Origin of the sequence: Streptomyces sp. NRRL S-920, assembly GCF_000717945.1 — a bacterium.
GTDB lineage: Bacteria > Actinomycetota > Actinomycetes > Streptomycetales > Streptomycetaceae > Streptomyces > Streptomyces alboniger.
Map to the genome: position 1 here is coordinate 65,477 of NZ_JODF01000014.1, position 21,977 is coordinate 87,453.

At 70.8% G+C, this 21,977-nt stretch carries 16 protein-coding genes and 1 pseudogene; 8 read left to right on the forward strand and 9 right to left on the reverse strand.

Features of this window, described 5'->3' with window-relative positions; translation table 11 throughout:
- Positions 1–100: 100 nt before the first annotated feature.
- Positions 101–3,466, reverse strand: coding sequence for a S8 family peptidase (locus IG54_RS0112745; RefSeq protein ID WP_158708863.1), 3,366 nt, complete (start codon positions 3,464–3,466; stop codon positions 101–103).
- 177 nt (positions 3,467–3,643) lie between these two features.
- Here IG54_RS0112745 and IG54_RS0112750 point away from each other — a divergent pair, with 177 nt between their 5' ends.
- A complete protein-coding gene (locus IG54_RS0112750) occupies positions 3,644–4,336 on the forward strand; it encodes a PepSY domain-containing protein (protein ID WP_234336131.1) in 693 nt (230 codons plus the stop codon).
- A 21-nt stretch (positions 4,337–4,357) separates the two neighbouring features.
- Here IG54_RS0112750 and thpR read toward each other — a convergent pair whose 3' ends face one another.
- The 6 genes from thpR to IG54_RS39245 all read right to left on the reverse strand — a co-directional run bounded on the left by thpR (position 4,358) and on the right by IG54_RS39245 (position 12,133).
- A complete protein-coding gene (thpR, locus tag IG54_RS0112755; protein WP_030781691.1) occupies positions 4,358–4,972 on the reverse strand; it encodes an RNA 2',3'-cyclic phosphodiesterase in 615 nt (204 codons plus the stop codon).
- A 70-nt stretch (positions 4,973–5,042) separates the two neighbouring features.
- On the reverse strand, positions 5,043–5,546 hold the full coding sequence (locus tag IG54_RS0112760) for a transglycosylase SLT domain-containing protein (RefSeq protein WP_030781693.1): 504 nt from the start codon (positions 5,544–5,546) through the stop codon (positions 5,043–5,045).
- A 282-nt stretch (positions 5,547–5,828) separates the two neighbouring features.
- Positions 5,829–7,295: an APC family permease gene (locus IG54_RS0112765; protein ID WP_234336133.1), complete on the reverse strand. Its 1,467-nt coding sequence runs from the start codon at positions 7,293–7,295 to the stop codon at positions 5,829–5,831.
- Positions 7,292–8,860 carry a GMC family oxidoreductase gene (locus IG54_RS0112770; RefSeq protein ID WP_030781699.1) on the reverse strand — a complete coding sequence of 523 codons (1,569 nt, stop codon included), beginning with the start codon at positions 8,858–8,860 and terminating at the stop codon, positions 7,292–7,294. The genes IG54_RS0112765 and IG54_RS0112770 overlap by 4 nt, the downstream gene beginning before the upstream one ends.
- Positions 8,861–8,889: 29 nt before the next feature.
- The gene (locus IG54_RS0112775; RefSeq protein ID WP_030781702.1) at positions 8,890–10,356 is read right to left on the reverse strand and encodes an aldehyde dehydrogenase family protein; all 1,467 of its coding nucleotides are present in this window, start codon (positions 10,354–10,356) and stop codon (positions 8,890–8,892) included.
- A gap of 163 nt (positions 10,357–10,519) precedes the next feature.
- Positions 10,520–12,133, reverse strand: a complete 1,614-nt coding sequence (locus tag IG54_RS39245; RefSeq protein ID WP_051819475.1) for an RICIN domain-containing protein — start codon at positions 12,131–12,133, stop codon at positions 10,520–10,522.
- A gap of 213 nt (positions 12,134–12,346) precedes the next feature.
- On the opposite strand from IG54_RS39245, the gene IG54_RS0112785 reads away from it, so the two are divergent.
- On the forward strand, positions 12,347–12,817 hold the full coding sequence (locus IG54_RS0112785; protein ID WP_037896969.1) for a hypothetical protein: 471 nt from the start codon (positions 12,347–12,349) through the stop codon (positions 12,815–12,817).
- Between the two features lie 25 nt (positions 12,818–12,842).
- Here IG54_RS0112785 and IG54_RS0112790 read toward each other — a convergent pair whose 3' ends face one another.
- Positions 12,843–15,710 (reverse strand): AfsR/SARP family transcriptional regulator, encoded by a 2,868-nt coding sequence (locus IG54_RS0112790; RefSeq protein WP_030781711.1) that lies wholly within the window; start codon positions 15,708–15,710, stop codon positions 12,843–12,845.
- 214 nt (positions 15,711–15,924) lie between these two features.
- Between IG54_RS0112790 and IG54_RS0112795 the strand changes: the two genes are divergently transcribed.
- The 3 genes from IG54_RS0112795 (at position 15,925) to IG54_RS0112805 (ending at position 18,712) form a co-directional block, all read left to right on the forward strand.
- Complete coding sequence (locus IG54_RS0112795; protein ID WP_078594034.1) at positions 15,925–16,806, forward strand: alpha/beta fold hydrolase; 882 nt, start codon at positions 15,925–15,927, stop codon at positions 16,804–16,806.
- A gap of 62 nt (positions 16,807–16,868) precedes the next feature.
- On the forward strand, positions 16,869–17,831 hold the full coding sequence (locus IG54_RS0112800; RefSeq protein WP_030781715.1) for a GNAT family N-acetyltransferase: 963 nt from the start codon (positions 16,869–16,871) through the stop codon (positions 17,829–17,831).
- Between the two features lie 5 nt (positions 17,832–17,836).
- The gene (locus tag IG54_RS0112805; RefSeq protein WP_030781718.1) at positions 17,837–18,712 is read left to right on the forward strand and encodes an alpha/beta fold hydrolase; all 876 of its coding nucleotides are present in this window, start codon (positions 17,837–17,839) and stop codon (positions 18,710–18,712) included.
- A 24-nt stretch (positions 18,713–18,736) separates the two neighbouring features.
- Here the strand turns inward: IG54_RS0112805 and IG54_RS0112810 are convergent, their stop codons facing one another.
- Entirely contained in the window at positions 18,737–19,183 is a 447-nt protein-coding gene (locus IG54_RS0112810; RefSeq protein WP_030781722.1) for a DUF1772 domain-containing protein, read from the reverse strand.
- A gap of 91 nt (positions 19,184–19,274) precedes the next feature.
- Between IG54_RS0112810 and IG54_RS0112815 the strand changes: the two genes are divergently transcribed.
- The 3 genes and pseudogenes from IG54_RS0112815 to IG54_RS37895 all read left to right on the forward strand — a co-directional run bounded on the left by IG54_RS0112815 (position 19,275) and on the right by IG54_RS37895 (position 21,765).
- The gene (locus IG54_RS0112815; RefSeq protein WP_030781725.1) at positions 19,275–19,853 is read left to right on the forward strand and encodes a TetR/AcrR family transcriptional regulator; all 579 of its coding nucleotides are present in this window, start codon (positions 19,275–19,277) and stop codon (positions 19,851–19,853) included.
- Positions 19,854–19,956: 103 nt separating this feature from the next.
- Entirely contained in the window at positions 19,957–20,496 is a 540-nt protein-coding gene (locus IG54_RS0112820) for an ArsR/SmtB family transcription factor (RefSeq protein ID WP_030781727.1), read from the forward strand.
- Positions 20,493–21,765: pseudogene (locus IG54_RS37895) on the forward strand (MFS transporter). Before IG54_RS0112820 ends, IG54_RS37895 begins: the two are co-directional and overlap by 4 nt.
- Positions 21,766–21,977: the final 212 nt, after the last annotated feature.

Genomic DNA, 21,977 nt, shown 5'->3' on the forward strand with positions numbered 1-21,977 from the left:
GCACCCTCCCGCTGAGTCGTCGGAGCCTGGGATCGGCCCCTAGGGGTATTAGGTTAAACCTAATACCCCTAGGAATGCCAGGCGGGAGGGCATGAACGCGCTACGGGACGAGCCGGTACGCGTTCGAGATCGTCTCGGTCATGGTGTTGCCGGACGTGTCCTTCAGATACACCCGGTACGACACGGCCTTGGCCGTCGCCGGATGCCGCACGCTCGCCGAGCGCGCGCCCTTGTCATCGGTCGTGACGGTGGCCGCCTTCCAGGTCCTGCCGCCGTCGTAGGACACCTTCACGGTCAGCGAGGCGACCTTGCCGGCACCGGCCGCGGCACCGGCCACCTTCAGCGGCACCGTCAGAGTGCTGCCCGCCCGGGCCGTGCCGTTCAGCGCCAGCTTCGGTGCGAGGCGGACGGTGGACAGCGGCAGCGCGGTGGGAGGCTCGCTCGGCGTCTTGCCCGACGTGAACGTCCACGCCACGGCCACCTTCGTGCTCGTCGCGGTGTCCTTGGCCGCGCGGCCGGCCTCCATGGTCAGGCGGTAGGGGGCGGAAGCGCTGGGCAGTTCGGCGTTGAGCGCGCCCGGCCCGCCCTCGGCGACGACGCGACCACCCGACTCCAGCCGGGTGAAGCCGCCGCTCATCGCGGAGTCACCCGCGTGCCCCGCGCCGTCGTTGAACAGGAGGACGTACGCGTCCATGGCGTTGCCCGCGCGGCGCGCCCCCTGCCTGTCGTCGGCCTTGAGGTCGGGTCCCACCACACCGGTGTTGAAGTTCAGCGTGTAGCGCTTGCCCGCCTTGTACGCGACCGGGCCCGTGCCGTAATTGATGCGCGGCTCGCCCGCGTCGTCGAGCTGCGCCATACCCCACATCCAGCGCAGCCCCTTGGTGTTGAGGTAACTCGTCCCCGAGAACGGGAGCTTCAGCTCGGCCGACGGCTGAAGGGGCGGGCCGTAGTCGTTCGCGCCGATCGGCGTGGCCGAGAGCGTGCCCTTGCGGCCGGTGGCGGAGGCGCCGACGCCCACCTTCACCTCGGCGACCTCCGCCGCGGTGACGGTGTGCTTGAGACCGGGGAACCAGCTGCCGGTACGCGTGAAGCCCAGCCGGTAGTCGGTCTTCTTCCCCGCTGCCCCCGGCACCTTCCAGACGCCGTTGTACTGGGCGTTGAAGGTGGGGGAGTCCGGGCCGAGCCCGGCGGTGCGCACGGTGGCGCCGCTGCCGAGGCTCCAGTTGGCCGAGATCCCGGCGCCCTGGTCGTCGTAGCTGATGTTCGACGTGGTCACGCGCGCGTTCGGATCCGGGGCCGTGACGGCCACCGGCTTGGCCTTGCGGGAGTCCAGCGTGACCTTCTGGTCCCCGCCGATCCTCAGCTCCGGCTGGACGAAGACCGCGAAGCTCGTGGTCAGCCCGTAGACGGAACTCTCCAGCGCGTACGTGCCCTTGGGCAGCCGCACGGCGGCCGGGCCGTCACGGAAGGGGACCGTGAACTTCTTCTGCGTGGCGCGGTCGGTGAGCGTGGTGATGTAGTGGGTCGAGTCCGTCCCGTCGACATCGAGGTGCGCCACGGTGAGGTTGTACGACTCGACCTCACGGTCGACGACGAGACCGGTCCGCACCGACTGGCCGTCACCCTCGGCGAGCACCGTCCCGCCGTAGGTGCCGTTGGCACCGCCGAGCTTGGTGTTCGCGGTGACAGTGGTCTTCGCGGTGCCCTCGGCCGGGACGGTGAGCTTGGTGTCCTTGACGGTGAACATGCCCGCGGGAGCCGGCCGGCCCGCCGGGTCCGCGGTGGCGGTGGACAGGGTGAGGGTGACCGGCTTGGTGCCGTAGTTGCGGTAGGTGAGGGTCTTGCCGACCGGCTTGTCGTCGGTGTGCGGCCAGGCCTGCGTGCCGAAGGAGAGCGAGCCGGGCGAGGAGACGACGCTCGCGGAGACGGCGCGCGTCAGATCGACCCGGCCCGCTCCCTGCTGGTGGGCGTTGAGCGTGGGATCGGGCTTGGCGGAGCCGGTCAGCGCGGCCTTGACCTGCCGGCCCGTCCACGTCGGGTGCTGCTGGAGGAGCATGGCGGCGGACCCGGACACGTGCGGGGCCGCCATCGACGTACCCGACATGGAGACATAGCCCTCGTCCCCGGGCTCGTTCGGGTTCTCCGTGGAGGCCGCGGCGGTGATCTCCACACCGGGCGCGGTGAGGTCCGGCTTGGTGATCCCGTCGGCGTTCGGGCCGCGGCTGGAGGTCTCCGCGATGTGATCCTGCTTGTCGACCGAGCCGACGGTCAGGGCGTCGGGGGCGCTGCCCGGCGTGGTCAACGTGCCCTCCTCGGGGCCGTCGTTGCCCGCGGAGGCGACGAAGAGCGCCTGGTCCGAGAGTCGGGCCACGGCCTCCTCCAGCGGTCCCGTCCCCGGCGTGTCCGAACCGCCCAGGCTCATGTTGACGACCTTGGCACCGCTGTCGACGGCCCACTGCATCCCGGCGGCGACGCTGGAGTCGGTGCCCGCGCCCTCCTCCTCGGAGATGACCTTGCCGTCGAGGATCCGTACGTCGGGCGCCACGCCCTTGTACTTGCCGCCCGACCTCGCTCCGGAACCCGCGAGGGTCGAGGCGACATGCGTGCCGTGGCCCATGCGGTCCTTGGCGTCGGGCGAGATGGTGAAGTTCTTCTCGGTGACCTCGACACCCTTGAGGTCCGGGTGCGTCTGGTCGACGCCGGTGTCCAGAACGGCCACCTTGACGCCCTTGCCGGTGTAACCGGCCCTCCACATGGTCGGGGCGCCGATCTGCGGCACGCTCTTGTCGAGAGCGGGGCGGACCTTGGCGTCCAGCCAGACGTGCGCGATCGCCGGGACGACGGCGGGACGCGCGTTCATACGCGCGCCCCCCGTGCCGGTGCCGCCGGTGAGCGCCGACCAGAGGCCCCCCGTACCGGACTTGGGGGTGTCGAACGCCTCGCCGCCGATCGCGGGCAGCGTACGGCGGTCGCGCGCGTGGCTCTTCAAGAGGTCGCCGCCGCTGCGAGCGTTGACCCGGCCGGGCCGGTATCCGACGATCAGCGGCAGCGAGGTGCGGTGTGCGTCGTCGTACTTGTCCTTGACGAGCTGGGTGACGTCGAAGAGCCGCCGGTCCAGCTTGCCCGCGGCGATCAGCGACTGGGCGTCCTGCGGTACGACGTACAGGTGCCCGCCCTCGCGCCGCACCGAGATCGAGACCTGCTCGCGGCCCTTGCCGCGCAGCAGCCGGACGACCTTCCTGCTTCCCGCCCCGACGACCACCCGGTCGCCGGTGATCAGCGTGACGGTCGTCGTCCGCTCGCCCCGCGCCCCCGAACTGTTCTTGCCCTTCGGACCGGTGCTCGCGCCCTGGCCCGCCCTGTGATCCGGCCGTGGCCCGGAGTCGGCCGAGGCCACCCCCGCGACCAGTGCGCCGGACATCGCGACGGCTATCACGGCCGCCGCGCCCCTGGATATAACTGCCACCCGAGTTGCCTGTCTTGTGAGAGTGGTGATGCGGTCGTCCGTTACACGCGATCTTGGACAGGTCCGGTTCTCGGATGGCGTAAGAGATCGCCGCGGTCGGCGGGCGGCACGCCGGTGGTTACCCCCCTCGGCTCAGCCGTTGAGGCGCCGGTGAGATATCTGCCTTAACGTGCCCGTATGGTCACTAAACGGAACAGTTCTGTCCCCAGGCGCGGACGTCCGCCGGTCTCCCGGGGCGTCGGCATGGTGTGCGTCGCGGCCGCGGCGGCGGCCCTGCTCACGGGCTGCGGCGATGACGACGACGGCGGCACGACGACCGACGCGGCCAAGACCGCGCGGACGCCCACACCGGCGGCCTCCCCGTCGGCGGGCAACGGCTCCCTCACCGAGGACCAGGCCGAGCGCAAGGCACTCATCCCGAAGGCCAAGGTCGGCTACCAGGAGGCGCTGCGCACGGCGCTGGCGGCGGTGGACAAGTCGAAGCCGGTCTCGGTCGAACTCAAGGGGCCGGCCGACAGCCCCAAGTGGGAGACCGAGGTCGCGACGAGCGACGGCGCCAAGCACACCGTCGACGTCGACGCGGTCACCGGCAAGGCCGGCCAGGCACGCGCCGACGCGGACCAGGACGCGGGCGACAAGACCGAGCTGGCGGACCGGCTGAAGAAGGCCACGGTCACGCCCGAGCAGGCCGCGCAGACCGCGACGGACAAGACCAAGGGCACGGTCAGCTCAGTCGAACTCGACGACACCGACGGGGGCACGCCCAAGTGGTCCGTCGACGTCGTGTCGACCGACACCTGGAACAAGACGACGTTCGACATCGACGCGACGAACCGCAAGATCCTGCGCGAACATGTCGACAAGGACTGACCGGCACCTCGCCGGCGAGCCTCACAGTGACACCGGCTCCGCGGCCGTCGGCCGAGCCGGGCCGCCGAAGCGCCAGGCGGTGATGTCGCGGTAGTGGATCGGGCCGGGGCCGCGGCCGATGTTGCTGCCCACCAGATGCAGGCGTTCGGTCTGCCACGGGCGGCCGGCGAAGCCGGTGAGTCCGGCCGCGGCCTCCACCGCGCACGACGGCGTGTCCCGCCTGGCCCTGGCCAGCGTCAGGTGCGGACGGAAGGGGCGCTCCGCGAAGGCGACCCCACACTCCTTGACCACCGTGCGCACCTCGGTGGCGAGCAGGTGCAGCTCCTCGCGGTCCCCGTCGATCCCGCTCCACAACACGCGTTCGTCGAAGTGCCCGCCACCGCGAAGAGCCAGCGTGAGGGGGCGGCGCGCCGCCGCGAGGTCCGCGAGCGGCGGGCGCAGCAGGGGAATCACCGCGGTGGGCACCTCGCCGAGGAAGGCCAGGGTGATGTGCCAGTCCTCGATGCGGTTCCACCGCATCCGCGGGTGGGCGTGGTAGGCGGGGCCCAGCTCCCTCGCCAGTTCCTGCTTCGCCTCGTCCGGCGGGGCGAGGGCGATGAAGACACGTACGGTCGCGGGCTGGATCTCTTCGTTCACAGAGGACTTCGTACCGCATCCGGATCACGGGACGGACCTCGGCCCGTCCTACGGTTGCCCGGCCGGTGGCTCAGTACGCGGAGTCGACGTTGTCGATGGAGCCGTACTTGTCGGCCGCGTAGTTGGCGGCCGCGGCGATGTTGGCCACCGGGTCGGTCAGGTCGTTGGCGGTGCCCTCGACGTGGTACGCGTCGAAGGTGGGCTGGATGACCTGGAGGAGCCCCTTGGACGGGGTGCCGTTCTGGGCGTTCACGTCCCAGCCGTTCTGGGCGTTCGGGTTGCCCGCGGACTCGCGCATGATGTTGCGGTGCAGACCCTCGTAGGTACCGGGGATGCCCTTGGCCTTCATGATGCCGAGGGCCTCGCGGATCCAGCCGTCGAGGTTGTCGGCCTGCCCCGCCTTGACCGCCGCCGCCCGCGACACCGAGGCGCTCGTGCCGGTCGCCTCCGCGGCGTGGGCGGCCGAGGGCACCAGCGTGAGGGCCGCGGCGGCGGCACCGGCGGTGGCTATGCCGGCGAAGGAGATCTTGCGGAAGCGGGCGGTGCTACGGGTCTGCGTCCGGGTGGTGGCCATACGGGGGTGACTCTCCAGGCTGTGCGGGGAGGGGGTGCTCGGGGGAGCGGGGGATCCGTCCGGGACGAGATCGGCTCGCCGGGACCTCAGCCAGAGTCGGGGCGCCCGGAGAAGGACGCAAGGGTGTGACGTACTACCCGGGATCGCAGGTCACCGGGTCGGGCGGCCCGTACAAGGGGCTCCCGGCCCTTCGTACGGGCCGCGGGGCGACCACTACCGTCGTTAGCATGTGATGTGGCCCCTATGGGTGGGCTCACAGAAAACACCGCATTTGAGGGCGGTCTAGTCGGGGATCGCGTTGTCCGAGGGAGCGTCGCTGCGCCCGTAGTGACGCGTGGTGAACATGTACAGCAGACCCACGGCCACCACCACGCCGCCGCCCAGCAGCACGATCCAGTTGTCGTACCAAGCGGCTTCGGGGGTGCGGGGCCAGGCGATGGTGACGATGGCGAAGATCCCGTAGGCGAAGGCCCCGATGTTGACCAGCAGGCCCCAGCGGCCGAGACGGTACTCGCCGCTCGGCTTCCACCCCTTCAGACGGGCCCGCAGCGCGGCCAGGACGACCATCTGGAAGGCGGCGTAGATGCCGAGGATCGCAAAGGAGACGATCTTGGTGAGAGCGTCCGTCGAGATCAGGGAGCCCACCGCGATCAGCGCCGGGATCACCGCGGCGACCAGCAGCGCGTACTCGGGGACCGCACGGGTCGGCGAGAACTTCCGCAGGAGCCGGTGGCCGATGATCATTTCGTCGCGCGCGTACGAGTAGATCAGCCGCCCGGCAGCGGCCTGGAGACTGATCGTGCAGGACAGGAAGGAGATGAGGACCACGGCCATCACCACCCGCGCGCCCGCCTCGCCGAGGGCGTCGAAGAGGATCCTGACGGCCGGGTCGGCGTCCTTTCCGGAGATCACCGCCTCGTAGTCGACGACGGCCAGCAGCAGCGTCAGGCAGGTGAACGTCGCCGCCGCCCCGCCGACGTAGATGGTGCGGCGCATCGCCTTGGGAATCACCTTGCCGGGGTGCTTGACCTCCTCGGCCACATCACCGCAGGCCTCGAAACCGTAGTACTGGTAGAAGCCGATGATCGCCGCCCCGAGGAAGACGGGCAGATAGGAGCCGTCCCCGGCGGCGCCGAAGTCGTCGAAGAGCACACCGAGACCGTGGAAGCGGTGCGTGACCAAGAGGATGATGCCGACGACGAGGGCACCGATCAGCTCCGCGCCGAAGCCGATCAGCGCCGCCCACGAAAGGGCCTTCGTACCGGCGTAGTTGATGATCACCGCGACGAGGATCAGACCGATCGTGCACAGCACGGTGGTGTGCACCGTGGCGTCGAACCCGAGCAGGATCGCGATGTAGGGCCCGGCACCGTACGCGACACTCGTGATCGTCACGAGCAGCGCCCACATGTACACCCACCCGGTCATCCAGGCCCAGCGCTTGCCCCACAGCCGCCGCGCCCACGGATAGACACCGCCCGCCACGGGATACTGCGCGACGACCTCCCCGAAGACCAGCGCCACGAGGAACTGCCCGCAGCCCGCCATGACGAAGGCCCAGATCATCGGGGGCCCGCCGTCGGCGAGGGCCGTGCCGAAGAGGGTGTACGTGCTGACGACGGGGGAGAGGTAGGTGAAGCCCAGGGCGAAGTTCGCCCACGGCCCCATGTCCTTGCGGAACTCCGATTCCTCTTCGCCCTGGCCGGTCTTCGCCGTGCTGTCCGGCGCCCCGGGAACGGGAGCGGTCACTGGCCCGCCCCTTCCGCACCCAGCGGCTGCGGAGCCGGCCGGGCGCTGATGAGATCCGCCGCGCGCTCGGCGGCGAGCAGCACGGTGACCATCGGGTTGATGGTCGGCATGGTGGGGAAGATGGAGGCGTCCACGATGCGCAGCCCGTCGTGACCGCGCAGCCTCAGCTGCGGATCGACCACCGCCATCGGATCGTCCTCGGCGCCCATCCGACAGGTACCGGCCGGGTGGTAGACGGTGTGCGCGGCCCGGCGCCCGTACTCGGACAGGTCCGCGTCCGACTGCACGTCCGGGCCCGGCGCCACCTCGCGCAGCAGCCAGTCGCTGAACGGCGCGGTGGCGGCCACCTCGCGGGCGATGCGCAGCCCGTCGACGATCGTGCGCTCGTCGTACCCGTCCGGATCGGTGAAGTACCGGAAGTCCAGGGCCGGTTTGACGGTGGGGTCCGCGCTGCGCAGCCACATGCGGCCGACGGACCGGGCGCGCGGCACGTTCGGCGTCATGCAGACGCCGTGCTCGGGGACCGGGTAGCCGAGGCGTTCGGTGTTGATGGTGAACGGCACTTGGTAGAAGTGGAACATCAGGTCGGGGCGCGGGCCGCCCGCGGCGTCACGGCGCAGGAAGAGACCGGCGTCGGAGTCCATGGCCGAGTTGGGCGGCAGCGGGCCGCGGGTCTCCCACACCATCACCGACTCGGGGTGGTCGAGCAGGTTCTCGCCGACACCGGGCAGATCGGCGCGGACCTCGATGCCCAGCTCGCGCAGCTGGTCGGCGGGGCCGATGCCGGAGAGCAGCAGCAGCCGCGGCGTGTCGATCGCGCCGGCGCAGAGCAGCACCTCCGCCTCGGCCTCCAGCGTCGACACGGAGCCGTCGGCGTTGCGCACCTGGACGCGGGTGAAGCGCCCCTCGCTGTCGGGCAGCAGCCGGTACGCCCAGGTCTCCAGGCGCAGTGTCAGGTTCGGGCGGTCCATGATGGGGTGCAGATACGCGACCGAGGCGGAGGAGCGGGTGTTGGTCCGCGGGTCGTAGGCGAGGGAGAAGAACCCGGCGCCGTCGGTGAAGGGGCGGGCGTTGAAGTCCTCGACGACCGGGACGCCGAGCCGGGTGGTGGCCGCCGTCACGAAGTCCTCGGCGATCGCGTTACGGTCGGCGGCCCCGACCGGCACGATGTTGTTCTGGAGCCGTGACCGGTACGGCAGGATCGTCTCCGGGCCCCAGCCGTCGCAGCCGGCCGCCACCCACTCGTCGAGGTCCTGCGGGAACGGCATAAAGCTGATCAGCGTGTTGTGCGAGGAGCAGCCGCCGAGCACGCGGGCCCGGGAGTGCAGGATGTGCGAGTTGCCGCGCGGCTGCTCCTCGGTCGTGTAGCCGTAGTCGAACTCGGAGTCCAGCAAGTTGATCCAGTTGCGCAGCCGAAGGATGCGGTCGTCACCCACATCGCTGGGCCCGCCCTCCACCACGCACACCCGGCAGCCCGGGTCCTCGCTCAGCCGCGCGGCCAGTACGGAGCCGGCCGTACCGCCTCCGATGATCAGGTAGTCGTAGGTCGTCGTCTCGTCGTGCATGCCGTCGCCTTTGCTCTCGCCCTGCCCGCTCAGCCCTTGAACCAGCCGGAGACACCCGGCCTGAGGTTCTGGTAGATGTGCTTGGCCTCCTGGTATTCGCGCAGGCCGGTGGGCCCTAGCTCCCGGCCGAAACCGGAGCGGCCGAAGCCGCCCCACTCGGCCTGGGGCACGTACGGATGGAAGTCGTTGATCCAGACCGTGCCGTGCCGCAGTCGTGCCGCGACCCGCTGGGCGCGGCTCGCGTCGTTCGTCCACACACCGCCGGCCAGGCCGTAACGGGTGTCGTTGGCCAGCTCCACGGCCTCGTCCTCGCCGCGGAACCGCTCCACGGTGACCACCGGGCCGAAGACCTCCTCCTGCACGATCCGCATGGAGCGGTCGCAGTCGGCGTAGATGGTGGGCAGCAGGAAGAAGCCGCGCGACAGCTCGGGGTCCTCCGGTCGGCGGCCGCCGCACACGAGACGGGCGCCCTCGTCACGGGCGATCTCCAGATAGCTCTCGACCTTCTCCCGGTGCTCCGCCGAGCTGAGCGGCCCGCTCTCGGTCTGCGGGTCGAGGCCGTTGCCGAGCCGGATGGTCCCCGCGCGGGCGGCGAGCCGCTCCACGAACCGGTCGTGCAGGGAGTCCTCCACCAGGAGCCGGGAGCCCGCCGAACAGACCTGCCCGGAGTGCAGGAACGATGCCTCGAGCGCGTGGTCGACGGCGGCGTCGAAGTCGCAGTCGGCGAAGACCACGTTGGGGTTCTTGCCGCCCAGCTCCAGCGCGAGGTTCTTCACGCCCGGCGCGCACGCCTCCATGATGCGGCGCCCGGTGGCCAGACCACCGGTGAAGGACACCAGGTCCACGTCGGAGTGGGCGGACATCGCCGCGCCGACGGTGGCGCCCGGACCGAGTACGAGGTTCGCGACCCCGGCCGGCGCTCCCGCCTCCGCGATGAGCCGGATCATGTGGATCGTGGAGAGCGGCGTCGTCTCGCTGGGCTTGAGTACGAAGGTGTTGCCCGCGACCAGGGCGGGGGCGACCTTCCAGGAGGCCTGGAGCAGCGGGTAGTTCCATGGCGCGATGAGCGCGCAGACCCCGATGGGGTGGTAGGTGACGCGGCTGAGCACGTCGGGGCCGACGTCCACGACCCGGCCGCCGTCCTTGTCGGCGATCTCGGCGAAGTAGCGGAAGGCGTTCGAGACGTCCTCGACGTCGATGCGCGCCTCGGCGAGTGTCTTGCCGGTGTCCAGGGACTCGACGTGGGCGATCTCCTCCTGGTCCCGCAGGAGGAACCGCGACACCCTGAGCAGGACGTCGGCCCGCTCCCGGGTGGGCGCGGACGCCCACTCGCCGCGGTCGAACGCGCGCCGGGCGGCGCGTACGGCGAGGTCGACGTCGGCCTCGTCCGCGTCGTCGACCTGCTGGATGACGGACGCGTCGTACGGATTGACCACGTCCCGCCGCGCGCCCTGGACGGCACCGGTCCACTCCCCGTCGATGAACAGTTCCGCCATCGGGGTCTCCCTCGCTCTCGCACCTGTCCGGTACCGACGTGACCACCGGCACGGCATACCGGACACCAACATCGTCCGCCCGGCTCGCACCGGTCATGCGGACGCACGGGGCGAGGGGAGAGTCGGGCGCAGATGTGACCTGGTTGGGCTAGGCGCGACAGCTTCAGACCATCAGCACGCGGTGGCCCCACCAGTTGCCCGGTGGCCGCTGCCAGGACGTGAACGGTGACACGAGCCGGCCGTCGGCGGTGCCGAGGAGGGTGAGTAGCGCGGCCGCCCCGTCCACCGTCCCCTTGAACAGTGCGATGTCCCGCCGCCCGTCGCCGTTGTAGTCGCCGGAGACCATGTGGCTGTGCGAGAACGTCCAGGTGCCGGCCGGGGCGCTCCACGGCGCGGTGGGCACCTGGAAGCCGCCGTCCCCGGTGGTCGCGAACCGGAACAGGGACACGGCCCCATTGTCATAGCCGTACATGGCGATCAACTCGTCGTGGCCGTCGCCGTCGTGGTCACCGGCCGCCAGCTTCACCTGGCTGCCCCACCAGTTGCCCGGCGGTCGCTCCCAGGACTTGAGCGGCGCGGAGAGCCCGCCGTCCGCGGTGCCGGTGAGGGTGAGCAGTTCGGCGGCGCCGTTCGCGGTGCCCTTGAAAAGTACGACGTCCTGGCGGCCGTCCGTGTCGAAATCGCCCGTGGCGATACGGCTCTGGGCGAAGTCCCAGGTGCCGGCGGGTGCCCTCCAGGGAGTGGAGGGCACCTGGAAGGCGCCCTCCTGCGTGGTGCGGAAGCTGAACAGGGCGGCGCTGCCGTCGCCGTACCCGTACAGGGCCATGGCCTCGTCGCGGCCGTCGCCGTCGTAGTCCCCGGCGGTCAACTGGACCTGGTTGCCCCACCAGTTGCCCGGCGGTCGCTCCCACGACTTGAACGGGGCCGCGTACCCGCCGTCCGCCGTGCCGAGCATCGTGAGCAGCGCGATGGAGCCGTCGCCGTGGCCCCGCAGCAGGGCCGCGTCCCTGCGGCCGTCGCCGTTGAAGTCCCCCGAGGTCATCCGGCTCTGGGAGAAGTCCCAGGAGTCGGCGGGGGAGCTCCACGGCACGTCCGGGACCTCGAAGCCGCCCGCGCTGCTCGTGGGAAAGCGGAACAGCGAGACCGATCCGTTGTCGTACCCGTACAGGGCGGACAGGTCATCGCGCCGGATGTCGTTGCCGGTGCGGTCCGGCCGCTGCTGGAAGGCGATCCCCTTCTGGTTCGCACAGGTCGAGAGCACGATGGGCGCGCCGCGGCGCTCGGCGGAGTTCTCCACCTCCAGGCAGCGCGTCGGCGTGGTCGTCCTGGAGAGGATCCAGGCGGAGTCCGTACGGCTGTCGATCTCGAAGTCGATCCCGGGCGATCCGGCGCAGCCCCACTGTTCGACACGCGGAGCGGAGGTGCCGACCGAGGGCGCGTCCGTCCGTACGGCCAGGCACTTGCCGCTGTGCGCGTTCACGATGTTGACGGCGTGGGTCGAGGCGGCCGAGGGCCGGATGAGCCAGCGCGCGCCCGGCTGGCCCTCGCAGTCCCACTGCCGGATCCTCGCCCCGTCGGCGTTGGAGGAGTTCTCCACCTCCATGCATCTGCCGCTGTGGACGTTGAGGAGGTTGACCGGGGTGTCGGCCGCCGACGCCGCGGCCGTCGCGGTCCGGGGCGCCACCAGGACGCCGAGCACGGCCAGCACGGTGACCAGAAGCCACGCGAGCGACCATCGGCCTGTGCTGACACGGCCATGGACTCTGCCACTGCGCATACGGACCCACTCCCGGAGCGTCGACGTACCGGACCGGAGCCTCACAGACCGCCCTGACACACCGCTGACACCCCGCGGCGTTCAAATGCAGCGCCCTTGATCCACGCGGGCCCTCCTTGATACAGGGATACAGGGATACTGTCGCGACAGCCCTGACGATCCGTCGTCGCGGTCGGCACTCAACTCCCCGGTCCCTGGCCCAAGGAGAGACCGATGTGGTCCACCCTGATCGCCGTGCTCGGCACGCTCGGCGGTGCCGCCCTGGCCGGTCTCTCCGCTCATTGGACGGACCGCCGCGCCCGCGCCGCCGAGCACCGCCAGCGGGTTCAGGAGGCAACCGCACAACTCCTCGCGGCAGCCCTGGCCTTCCGGGAGCTGTACTGGCTACAGATCGCCGACCTGCGTGACGGCGAGTCCCGTACGAGAGAACGCCGGGCCGACATGTACCGAGCCCGCTCGGCCGTCACCCAGGCCTTCGACCGTCTCGCGCTCACCACGACCGACCCCCATCTCGTCGATATCGCGGTCGAGACCGCGTGGTCGGCCATCGATCTGAGCGACATCCCCCTCGGGGACGTACATGACCAGCACTTCAGTGACGAGGTCGAAGCCGCCCTTGCCGCCGGCCGGGAGCGCAGCCGCGACGCGCACACCGCGCTGCGCGACGCGGTCCGCGCCCGGTGACTCCCGCGAGGACGCGGTTACACGGTCAGGGGGTGTCCCGGCCGTCGGACTCCGGTGTGCTGTCGATTTCGCGCAGGAGCGTGCGGATCTCATCCACCTCCGGTTCGGGGGCGTGGATGTCGAGGTAGATGGCGAGGGCCTGGTTCAAAGCTTCCTTGGCCGGTTCGGGAGCGCCCGTCGCCTGGTGGGCCCGGCCCAGGTGGACCAGGGTCTCGGCCTCGTTGTACCGGTGGCTCAGCGCGCGGTTGAGGTCCAGGCTGTGTTCGTAGCAGGCGATGGCCTTCGTGTGGTCGCCGAGTTGGTGGTACGCGTATCCGAGGGTGTCCCAGGTGCCTGCCCGGCCCCGTTCGTCGCCCAGCTCGCGCTGGATGGCCAGCGCTTCCTCGCAGTGGCGGACCGACGTGACGTACTCCCCGAGCTGGGCGTGGTCCCAGGCCACCGCGTTCAGGGCGCGAGCCCTCCCCGCGAGGTTCCCGATCGCGGTGAACGCCTCCACGGCACGCCCGTCGTGCCGAAGGGCGGCGCTCCTGTCGCCCTGGCGTTCGTACAGCCAGCCCAGGGCGAGATGGGTGTGCCCGGTGGAGAGGAGATCGCCGCTCGTCTCCGAGAGGTCGAGCGCGCGGGCCAGTTCGCGGTGGGCGTCGTCGAAGCGGCCGGTCTCGGTGCAGGCCCAGGCGAGCGCGCGGTGGGACTCGGCCTGGGCGGCCGCGTCCTCGGTGCGGGCCGCGGCGGTGAGGGCGGTGGTGTGCACGGCCGCGACGTCGGCCCAGCGCCCCCGGCGGGCCAGGAACGTGGTGAACGCCCAGGCCAGCCGCCACGCCTGCGCATAGTGTCCGGTGCGCGTGGCGTGCTCGATGGTCGCGGTCAGGACGGCGTGCTCGGACGCGAACCACTCCAGCGCCAGGTCGTGCGTGGCGAACTCCTCGGGGCGCGTGCCGTCGGACGCCGTCGCCGGGCGGAGCGGGTCGCGGTGGGGGAGCAGGAGCCGGTCGGCCGCGTACGCCGTGTGCGCGTAGTGATCGAGGACCCGGGTGAGCGCCGCTTCGGCTTCGTCGGCGGGCGCCGCGGCCTCCGCCAGCTCCAGGGCGTACGCGCGTAACAGGTCGTGGCAGGTGAAACGGCCCGGGACGCGCTCCTGGACGAGGTGGTAGGCCTGGAGGCGGCGCAGGCGCGTGCGGAGCCGGGCCGGGGGGAGAGCGGTGAGGCTGGCGGCGGCGGGCAGGCCGATGTCGGAGCCGGGTGCCTGGGCGAGCTGGCGGAACACCTGGGCCGAATCGGCGTCGAGGGCGCGGTAGGAAGAGGCGAAGACGGTGCGTACGTCGCTGGACACCTCGCCGGTCTCCAGGGCGTCGAGCCGGGTCGCGGTGTCACGCACTTCGGCCACCAGCGCGGTCAGATCGAGCATGGGGTTCGTGGTGACGCGGGCGGCGAGAACGCTGATGGCGAGGGGGAGCCCGGCGCAGTGCCGGATCAGCTCCGCCGCGGCGGCGGGCTCCGCGGCGACCCGCTCGGCGCCGAGGCGGTGGACGAGCAGGTCGTGCGCCTCGGTGTCGTCGAGCGTGTCCAGGGAGAGGTGGCCGGCGCCGTGGGAGGCGGTGAGTCCGAGGAGCTGGTGGCGGCTGGTGACCAGGACCGTGCAGGTGGGGCTGCCGGGGAGCAGGGGAACGACCTGGTCGGTGTCGCGGACGTTGTCGAGCACGATCAGCAGCCGTCGCCCCGTCGTGAGGCTTCGGTACAGCGCGGCCTGGGCCTGCGGGGTGGTGGGAAGGGTGGTGGGGTCGGCGCCGAGAGCTTCGAGGAAGCCCCGCATGACGGCGTACGGGTCCACCGGTTCACCGGAGGGGACGAAGCCGCGAAGGTCCGCGTACAACTGGCCGCCGGGGAAGGACTCGTGCTGGTCGTGGGCCCAGCGCAGCGCCAGCCAGGTCTTGCCGACGCCACCGGTGCCGCAGACGGCCGCGATCAGCACACTGCCGCCGTCCGGCTCGCCGCGGGGGGTCAAAAGTTTCCCCAGGCGTACGAGTTCGCCCTCGCGCCCGGTGAATAGGGGCGGCGGGGCGGGCAGTTGGTGGGGCGCCACTGTCGTCGTGCTTGCCGGATGCTGGTTCTGGTGCTCGTGTGGAGGCTCGGCGCGGCTCGGGGTGGGCACCGCGAGCCGGGGATCCGCGATGAGGATCTGCTGGTACAGGTCCTGTAGCGCGGGCGCGGGGTCGATGCCCAACTCCTCGGCGAGACGCCCCCGTAGAGCCTGGTAGTGGTTGAGGGCATCGGCTGGGCGTCCACTGCGATACAGGGCGAGCATGAGCTGACCGGCCACGCGCTCGTCCAGCGCGTGTTCCCGCGCGCGCGTGGTGAGGTCGGGCAGCAGCTCTCCGTGCAGGCCACCCCGTAATCGGATGTCGACGCTGTCCAGCTCGGCCGACAGCCGTTCCCGCTCGAGCACTTGCCGCAGATCGCAGAACCACGGGGTGTCCACAGTGGCGAACGCCTCTCCCCTCCACAGCCCCAGCGCCTCTCCCATCAGCACAGCCGCCTGCTCGTCGTCGACGGTGCGGGCCTGTGCGACCAGATCCCGGAAACGATGGAGATCCACGGCCGCCGCATCAATGCCCAGGACATAGCCGCCGGGCTGCCGTGTGAGGGCGACGTCCTTGGCGGCGGCGGAGGCCAGCGCCTGGCGCAGCCGGGACAAGTAGCCGTACAGCGTTCCCCTCGCCCGTTGCGGGGGCCGGTCCCCCCAGACGCGGTCGATGAGTTCGTCGACCGCGACCGACCGGTTGGCGTCCACGAGCAGGGCGGCCAGCACGCAGCGCTGCCGAGTGTGCCCCACGTCCACGGGAAGGCCGTCCACGCGCGCCTCGATCGTGCCGAGCAAGCCGAACTCCAGCGACATCCCCACCACCCTCTCGGCTGGGACCCTAGACGGGGTACGACCACCTCACCAGCCGCCTCAAGGTCCGTCCGAGATTCGTCCCATCTCTGCCCGGACGCGGAGCCCGAGCAACACACGGCATTGACGTGCGGCCCGGAGCCGCCTGGCAGCAAAGTACTGGTGAGTGTCTTTCCAGACTCTCGGCGAGGAAGCCGACGCCGACCACGGTGGTCTCATGAGCGAACCCACCGAAGCTACCGAAACCACTGGGACCGCTGGGACCATCGTGACGGCCGCGACCGGAGTGCTGAGGACCACGGTCCGGGTCGATGGCGAAATGGCCAGCTATCTGACCGTGGAGCAGGACGGCCCACCCGTACTGCTTCTCCACGGAACGTACTGGAGTCGGGTCTGGCTCCCGGTGCTCGGTGGGCTCGCCGATGCGGGGTTACGGCCTCTTGCGGTCGATCTCCCCGGACTGGGGCGTTCGGGGGGTGAGCTGACCCCGGAGACGGCCACCGTCCCAGCCCTTGCGGAATGGGTGACGCGATTCGCGTCCGCGCTGAACCTCTCCGGACCGATCGCCCTGGCAGGTCATGACATCGGCGGCGCCATCGCCCAGCACCTCCTCGCCCGCGACCGGCTGGAGGTGTCCCGGCTGGCCCTGGTCAACTCGGTTCTCTACGACTCCTGGCCGGCGCCCCACGTGGCCCGGTTCCGGGACGCGGACACGACCGAGGGAGTGCTCGCCGCTCGTCGGGAGGCGGTGACGAGGGCGCTGGCCGGTGCCGCCACCGAGCGGCTGATCGCGGACTACGTGGATCCGTGGACCGACGGGCGGGTCCGCCGCTCCTGGATGGCCATGGCGGGTGCGGCCGACAGCCGCTACACACTTGACCTCGTCCCCGCACTACGGCGGTCCGCCACACCCAAGTTGCTCATCTGGGGCGAGGACGACCTCCACGAGAAGGTGGAGTACGCCGAGCGTTTCGCGTCGGAGATCCCGCACACGACGGTCGTCCGCATCCCGGGCGCGGATCACATCCCCACGGAGAACGCGCCCGACCGGGTCGCCCGAGCGCTCATCGACTTCTTCACGGTGCAGAGGCCCTTGTGAGTTGAGGCCCTCGTAAAAAACGGATCGACGGCTTGACGAGGGTCCTGACACAGTGGTGAGCCATGGGGAACTCCGAGCATGTGACCGCCGCAGACGTCCAGTTGATGCAGGATTTGGCGCAACGCGTCACCGCCATCCGCCCGGACCTGGTGAACAGTGACGCGTCGTTCGGGGAGCTGGCCTGGAACTGGGGCAAGGGGCACGCCGGCGCCGGAGCGAGCTGGCGGCGTCGGATGTGGTTCTCCGGCGGGATTCCGGTGGCGTGGGGCTGGGTCCATCTTCCGCGCAGGGTGCGAATGAACGACGGGTCGGTGAAGGACGTCACCGGGGCTTACCTCGCCTATCAAGTCCATCCCGACCAGCCGGCATTGGTCGACGAGGTGATCGACTGGTACGACAGTGTGGCGGCGGGCTTGGAGCGTACGGTGCTGCCGAGCGCCGCCGATGAGTTCGCCCTGAACCGGTGGGCGGCGCACGGTTACCGGACCGACCCCACCGCGCTCGGCGACGACGGGTGCTGGAGCCAGCTCTTTGAGCGGGGCCTCACCGAGGTGGAGGAGGCGGTGCTGCCGGCCGGATTCCGGTTCCGCACCGCGGACGAGGCCGGACCGGCGGCCGCGGTCCAGGCACATCTGGACGCCTGGTCCCCCTCGCCGTACACGGCCGAGAGCTACGAGGGCGTACGGCAGACAGCGCCGTACCGCGGCGACCTGCACATCCTGGTGGAGGCGCCGGACGGAACAATGGCGTCCTCGACGATCATGTGGCTCGACGAGGTGAACAGGACCGCCGAGTTCGAACCCGTCGGCACGCATCCGGATTACCGGCGTATGGGGCTGGCACGGGCGATGCTTCTGCACGGGATGCGTCGGGCCCGGGCGGCCGGGGCCACTCATGTGACGGTCGCCTGCCTGGGCGCGCCGGGGCATCCTCAGGCGCGCGGGCTGTACGAGGGGGTCGGGTTCCGGGAAGTCGTGCGGGACGCGCCGCTGATCAAATCGGGGCTTGCGGGTCGAGGACAATAAGGATCATGGATTATGGCGTAAGCGAACCAGCGAGGCTCGGACAGAGCCAGTTGCCGGACGGTCGTCTCCTGGGATGGGCGGAGTGGGGGCCGGTCGACGGCACGCCGGTGCTGTTGTGCCCGGGGGCGGCCACCAGCAGGTGGCTCGCTTTCGGCGGTGACGTCGTTGACGCGGCAGGTGTCCGGCTCATCAGCGTGGACCGGCCCGGCCTCGGCGCCTCCGACCCGGACCCCGACCGGACCCTGACCAGTTGGGTCGCCGACATCCGGCACCTCCTCCAAGAGCGGTCCCTGCGAGCGCCGTTGGCGGTGGGATTCTCGCAGGGGGCGCCGTTCGCCCTCGCCCTGGCGGCAAACGGTCTGGTGGACGCGGTGGCCGTAGTGTCAGGCAGCGACGAACTCGCGCATCCTCGCTTCGCCCACTCGCTGAACCCCCAGGTGAGGGGCATGGTTGACGCCGTGGCGGCCGACCCCGGCGCCGCCGAGGCCTCCTTCGCCGACTTCGGCAGCGCCGACACGCTGTGGGACTTGATCATCACGACAAGTCCCGAGGTGGATCGGACGGTCTACACCGACCCAATCTTCCAGACCGCTTTCCGGCGCGCGATGGATGAGGCGTTCAGCCAGGGCCCGGCAGGTTACGCCCGTGACACCGTCCTGGCGACGGGCCGTTGGCCGTTCGACCCCGCCGACATCGCCGTCCCGGTCGACCTCTGGTACGGCCGGCAGGACACCAGCCCCACCCACTCTCCGGATCTGGGTGAATCGCTCGCCCAGATGATCCCGACGGCGACCAGGCACCTGCTTCCCACTGCCGGTGGTTCCTTGCTCTGGACACACGCCGAGACCGTCTTGCGGACCTTGTTGGCCCACGTTCGGTGACGAGAAGGCAGGCGGCCCGCGGGCTCAGGCGCGGGCCGCGACGAGCAGGGTGAAAGCGGCGATGATGACGGCGACGCGGACGTAGTGGAAGCGGTCCCAGCGGTTCATCTGCTGCTTCCAGTCGGCGGGCAGGCCGTCGGCGGTCCACGTCTTGACCCGGTTGTTGATCGGCACGAGGAGCAGGATCGACAGGACCATGCTGAGAATCAGCAGCGCGGCGGCGGTGACGACGAGCCCGGCGCCGTGGTGGTCCCATCCGGCGACGGCCCAGACCGCGGCGAGCACCAGTGAGCCGATGTACCAGAACGGCATCACGGCGCCGAGCAGCCGGGCCCCGTGGGTGCGGCCGCGCAGGCCGTTGTCGCCGGGAAGGCCCGCCAGGATCGGGTTGACGAAGAAGGCTACGGAGAACTCCACCCCCACCATCACGCCGACAACCACGGTGGTGAAGACCTCAAGTGCGTTGAGCATGATGGCCCCTTCTGGAGTCTAGCGTTGCTAGGTGATGTGGCAACGCTAGTCCTGCTGCCGCTCGATTGTCTAGCGGTGCTAGGGTCGAATCATGTCGGTACAGGAACGCAAGGAGCGCGAACGGGCGGGCCGCGAACGTCTCATCGTGGCGACGGCCCGCGAACTCGCCGAGCAGCAGGGCTGGGACGCGGTCACCACCCGCCGACTCGCCGAGCGCATCGAGTACAGCCAGCCCGTTCTCTACAGCCACTTCCGCGGCAAGCGCGAGATCATCGGCGCCGTGGCCCTTGAGGGGGCCGCGGAGATGGCCGCGGCACTGCGGGCCGCGGCCTCGGCCGCGCACGGCCCGCGCGCTCGGGTCATGACTCTTGGCCGCGCCTACCTCGACTTCGCCGAAAACAACCCGGCGGTCTATGACGCCATGTTCCAACTGGACGGTGGCCTGGCGTTCGCGCGGGAGGACACCCCGGAGCCTCTGAAGGACGCTTTCGCCGCCCTGCTGGAGAACCTCGATGAGGTCGCCGGGGACGGCGTACACCCCGGACTGTTCACCGAGGTGTTCTGGGCGGCCCTGCACGGGCTGGCGACGCTGACCCGGGCGGGGCGGCTGCCACCGGCGGACGCCGAGCGGAGGCTGGAACTGCTGGTGGACCGGCTCGCCAAGATCTGACACACCGTCCCACTCGCCAAGATCTGACACACCGTCCCGCTTGGCCGGGACCGGAACAGAAAACCTGTTGCCCAATGGTCAAGAAGTGTTGACCATTGGGGCCATGACCACCGATGATCTTCCCGAGGCGTTCCACGTCACCACGGACGACCAACTACGCGCCGTTTCCAATCTCACGCGCCACCGCATCATGGCGGTGCTCCGCTTCGAGCCCGCGACGATCACGCAGATCGCCGAGCGAGTGGGCCTCGCGAAGGGCAGCTCCAGCTACCACGTACGGCTGCTCGAACGGGCAGGCCTGATCAAGGTGGTACGGACGCGCAAGGTCCGGGGAGTGACCGAGCGGTACTACGCGATGGCCGCGCGGTCGATCGTCCTGCCCGATCCGGGCGAGGGAGGGCCGGACTTCCTGATGCGGCATGCGGTGGCGGACCTGGAAGCGGCGCCTGCGCATGCCGAGCGGCACGTACGCATGGCGCACCTACGGCTCACCGAGGAGCAGTTCGCGGAGCTGGGGGCGCGGCTGCAAGCGTTGGCGGACGAGTACCGAGAGCTGTCCGATCCGTCACTGCCGGACGCGTCACTCGTCTTCGCCCTGTTCCACCCGGCATCGCGCAAGCAGGCCGAGGGGGACGCCAAGTGACCTCAGATATACGAAAGTTGCCGACCGGTTTTGCACGGCTGTGGACCGCACAGACGGTGTCCTCGCTCGGTGACGGGGTGTCACATGCCGCGCTGCCGCTGCTCGCCCTGGCGCTGACGCGGGACCCGATGGCACTCGCCGTCGTCACCGCCGCCGGAACGCTGCCGTGGCTGCTCTTCGGGGTGCTCGGCGGTGCGCTGGTGGACCGCTGGGACCGTCGGCGCACGATGTGGGTGGCGGACGCGGCACGCGCGCTGCTGCTCGCGGTACCGGCGGCAGCGGCCGCGCTCGACGTACTGAGCATCCCCCTGCTCGCGGCCGTCGCCTTCCTGCTCGGCCTCGGCGGGCTCTTCTTCGACACGGCCGCCACGGCCTACCTGCCGGATCTGCTCGGCCGCGACCCCGCGCTCCTGGAGCGCGCCAACTCCCGCCTGCGCGGCACCCAGACCGCCGCGTCCGGCTTCGCGGGACCGCCCGCGGGAAGCGCCCTGCTCGCACTCGGACGGGCGGTCCCGCTGCTCGCCGACGCGGTGTCGTTCGCCCTCTCCGCACTGCTCGTACGATCGCTTCCCGCCGCGCCCCGGCCCGTCCCGCAGGTCCGCGAGTCGCTGCTGCGGCAGGCGCGGGCCGGTGCCTCGTACGTCTTCCGGGATCGGCTGCTGCTCGGGCTCGCGCTGCGACCGGCGGTCGGGAACATCGCCTTCCTCGCCGTGGAGACCGTACTCGCCCTCTTCGCGCACGACCGTCTCGGCATCGGCGCCTTCGGCTTCGGACTGCTCCTCACGGCGGAGGCCACCGGCGGTCTGCTCGGCGCGGGCATCGCGTCCTTCCTCGGCCGACGCCTCGGCACCGGCACCGCGCTCACCTGCACGGCCGCGGTCGAGGGACTCGCCATCCTGGGCCTCGCCGTCGCCCCCAACCCGTACGTCGCCGGCCTCGCGCTCGCCGTCTGCGGAGCGGGCATGGGCGCCACGATGGTGCTCGGCCCTTCCCTGCGGCAGGCGATCGTCCCCGCCCGCCTGATCCCGCATGCTCGCCATGTGCGCCGCCCCGTTCGGCGCCTTCCTCGGCGGCTGGCTGGCCACCGCCTACGACGTACGCACCCCGCTCTACGCCGCCGCCGGCCTCCTCCTCACCATGACCGCCGTCACCGCGACCATGACCAGCAACCGCCGGGTCGAGGCGGCGCTGCGTGCCGCGGCCTCGGCCTCGGCCGACGATTCGGGTCACCCGGAAGCCCGGGGTTCTGTTGAGGAGCGCGCCATTTAGAGCTGCGGGCGTGACGTAAACCCTCGGCAGTCACCCGGGAATGGATCCCACGGCGACGCGCGCTCTCAGCCATCAGCCACGCCCCTGACAGCGGAGCACGAGCAAGTCCCGGCCGAACGGGGCCGGGACTCTTTGCTCCCGCGGATTACTCAACTGACCGCCCGGGCGTCCCTGCTCAGGACCCAGCGACCGTCAGGGGCGTGCGTGCCTCG

What these genes read in the sequence shown, in the direction of transcription:
- IG54_RS0112795 (WP_078594034.1), top strand. Translation starts at nt 15,925, where the DNA reads ATGAGCGAACCCACCGAAGCTACCGAAACCACTGGGACCGCTGGGACC.
- IG54_RS39245 (WP_051819475.1), bottom strand. Translation starts at nt 12,133, where the DNA reads ATGCGCAGTGGCAGAGTCCATGGCCGTGTCAGCACAGGCCGATGGTCG.
- IG54_RS0112815 (WP_030781725.1), top strand. Translation starts at nt 19,275, where the DNA reads ATGTCGGTACAGGAACGCAAGGAGCGCGAACGGGCGGGCCGCGAACGT.
- IG54_RS0112820 (WP_030781727.1), top strand. Translation starts at nt 19,957, where the DNA reads ATGACCACCGATGATCTTCCCGAGGCGTTCCACGTCACCACGGACGAC.
- IG54_RS0112785 (WP_037896969.1), top strand. Translation starts at nt 12,347, where the DNA reads ATGTGGTCCACCCTGATCGCCGTGCTCGGCACGCTCGGCGGTGCCGCC.
- IG54_RS0112800 (WP_030781715.1), top strand. Translation starts at nt 16,869, where the DNA reads ATGGGGAACTCCGAGCATGTGACCGCCGCAGACGTCCAGTTGATGCAG.
- IG54_RS0112810 (WP_030781722.1), bottom strand. Translation starts at nt 19,183, where the DNA reads ATGCTCAACGCACTTGAGGTCTTCACCACCGTGGTTGTCGGCGTGATG.
- IG54_RS0112790 (WP_030781711.1), bottom strand. Translation starts at nt 15,710, where the DNA reads ATGTCGCTGGAGTTCGGCTTGCTCGGCACGATCGAGGCGCGCGTGGAC.
- IG54_RS0112775 (WP_030781702.1), bottom strand. Translation starts at nt 10,356, where the DNA reads ATGGCGGAACTGTTCATCGACGGGGAGTGGACCGGTGCCGTCCAGGGC.
- IG54_RS0112750 (WP_234336131.1), top strand. Translation starts at nt 3,644, where the DNA reads ATGGTCACTAAACGGAACAGTTCTGTCCCCAGGCGCGGACGTCCGCCG.
- IG54_RS0112770 (WP_030781699.1), bottom strand. Translation starts at nt 8,860, where the DNA reads ATGCACGACGAGACGACGACCTACGACTACCTGATCATCGGAGGCGGT.
- IG54_RS0112805 (WP_030781718.1), top strand. Translation starts at nt 17,837, where the DNA reads ATGGATTATGGCGTAAGCGAACCAGCGAGGCTCGGACAGAGCCAGTTG.
- IG54_RS0112760 (WP_030781693.1), bottom strand. Translation starts at nt 5,546, where the DNA reads ATGGCCACCACCCGGACGCAGACCCGTAGCACCGCCCGCTTCCGCAAG.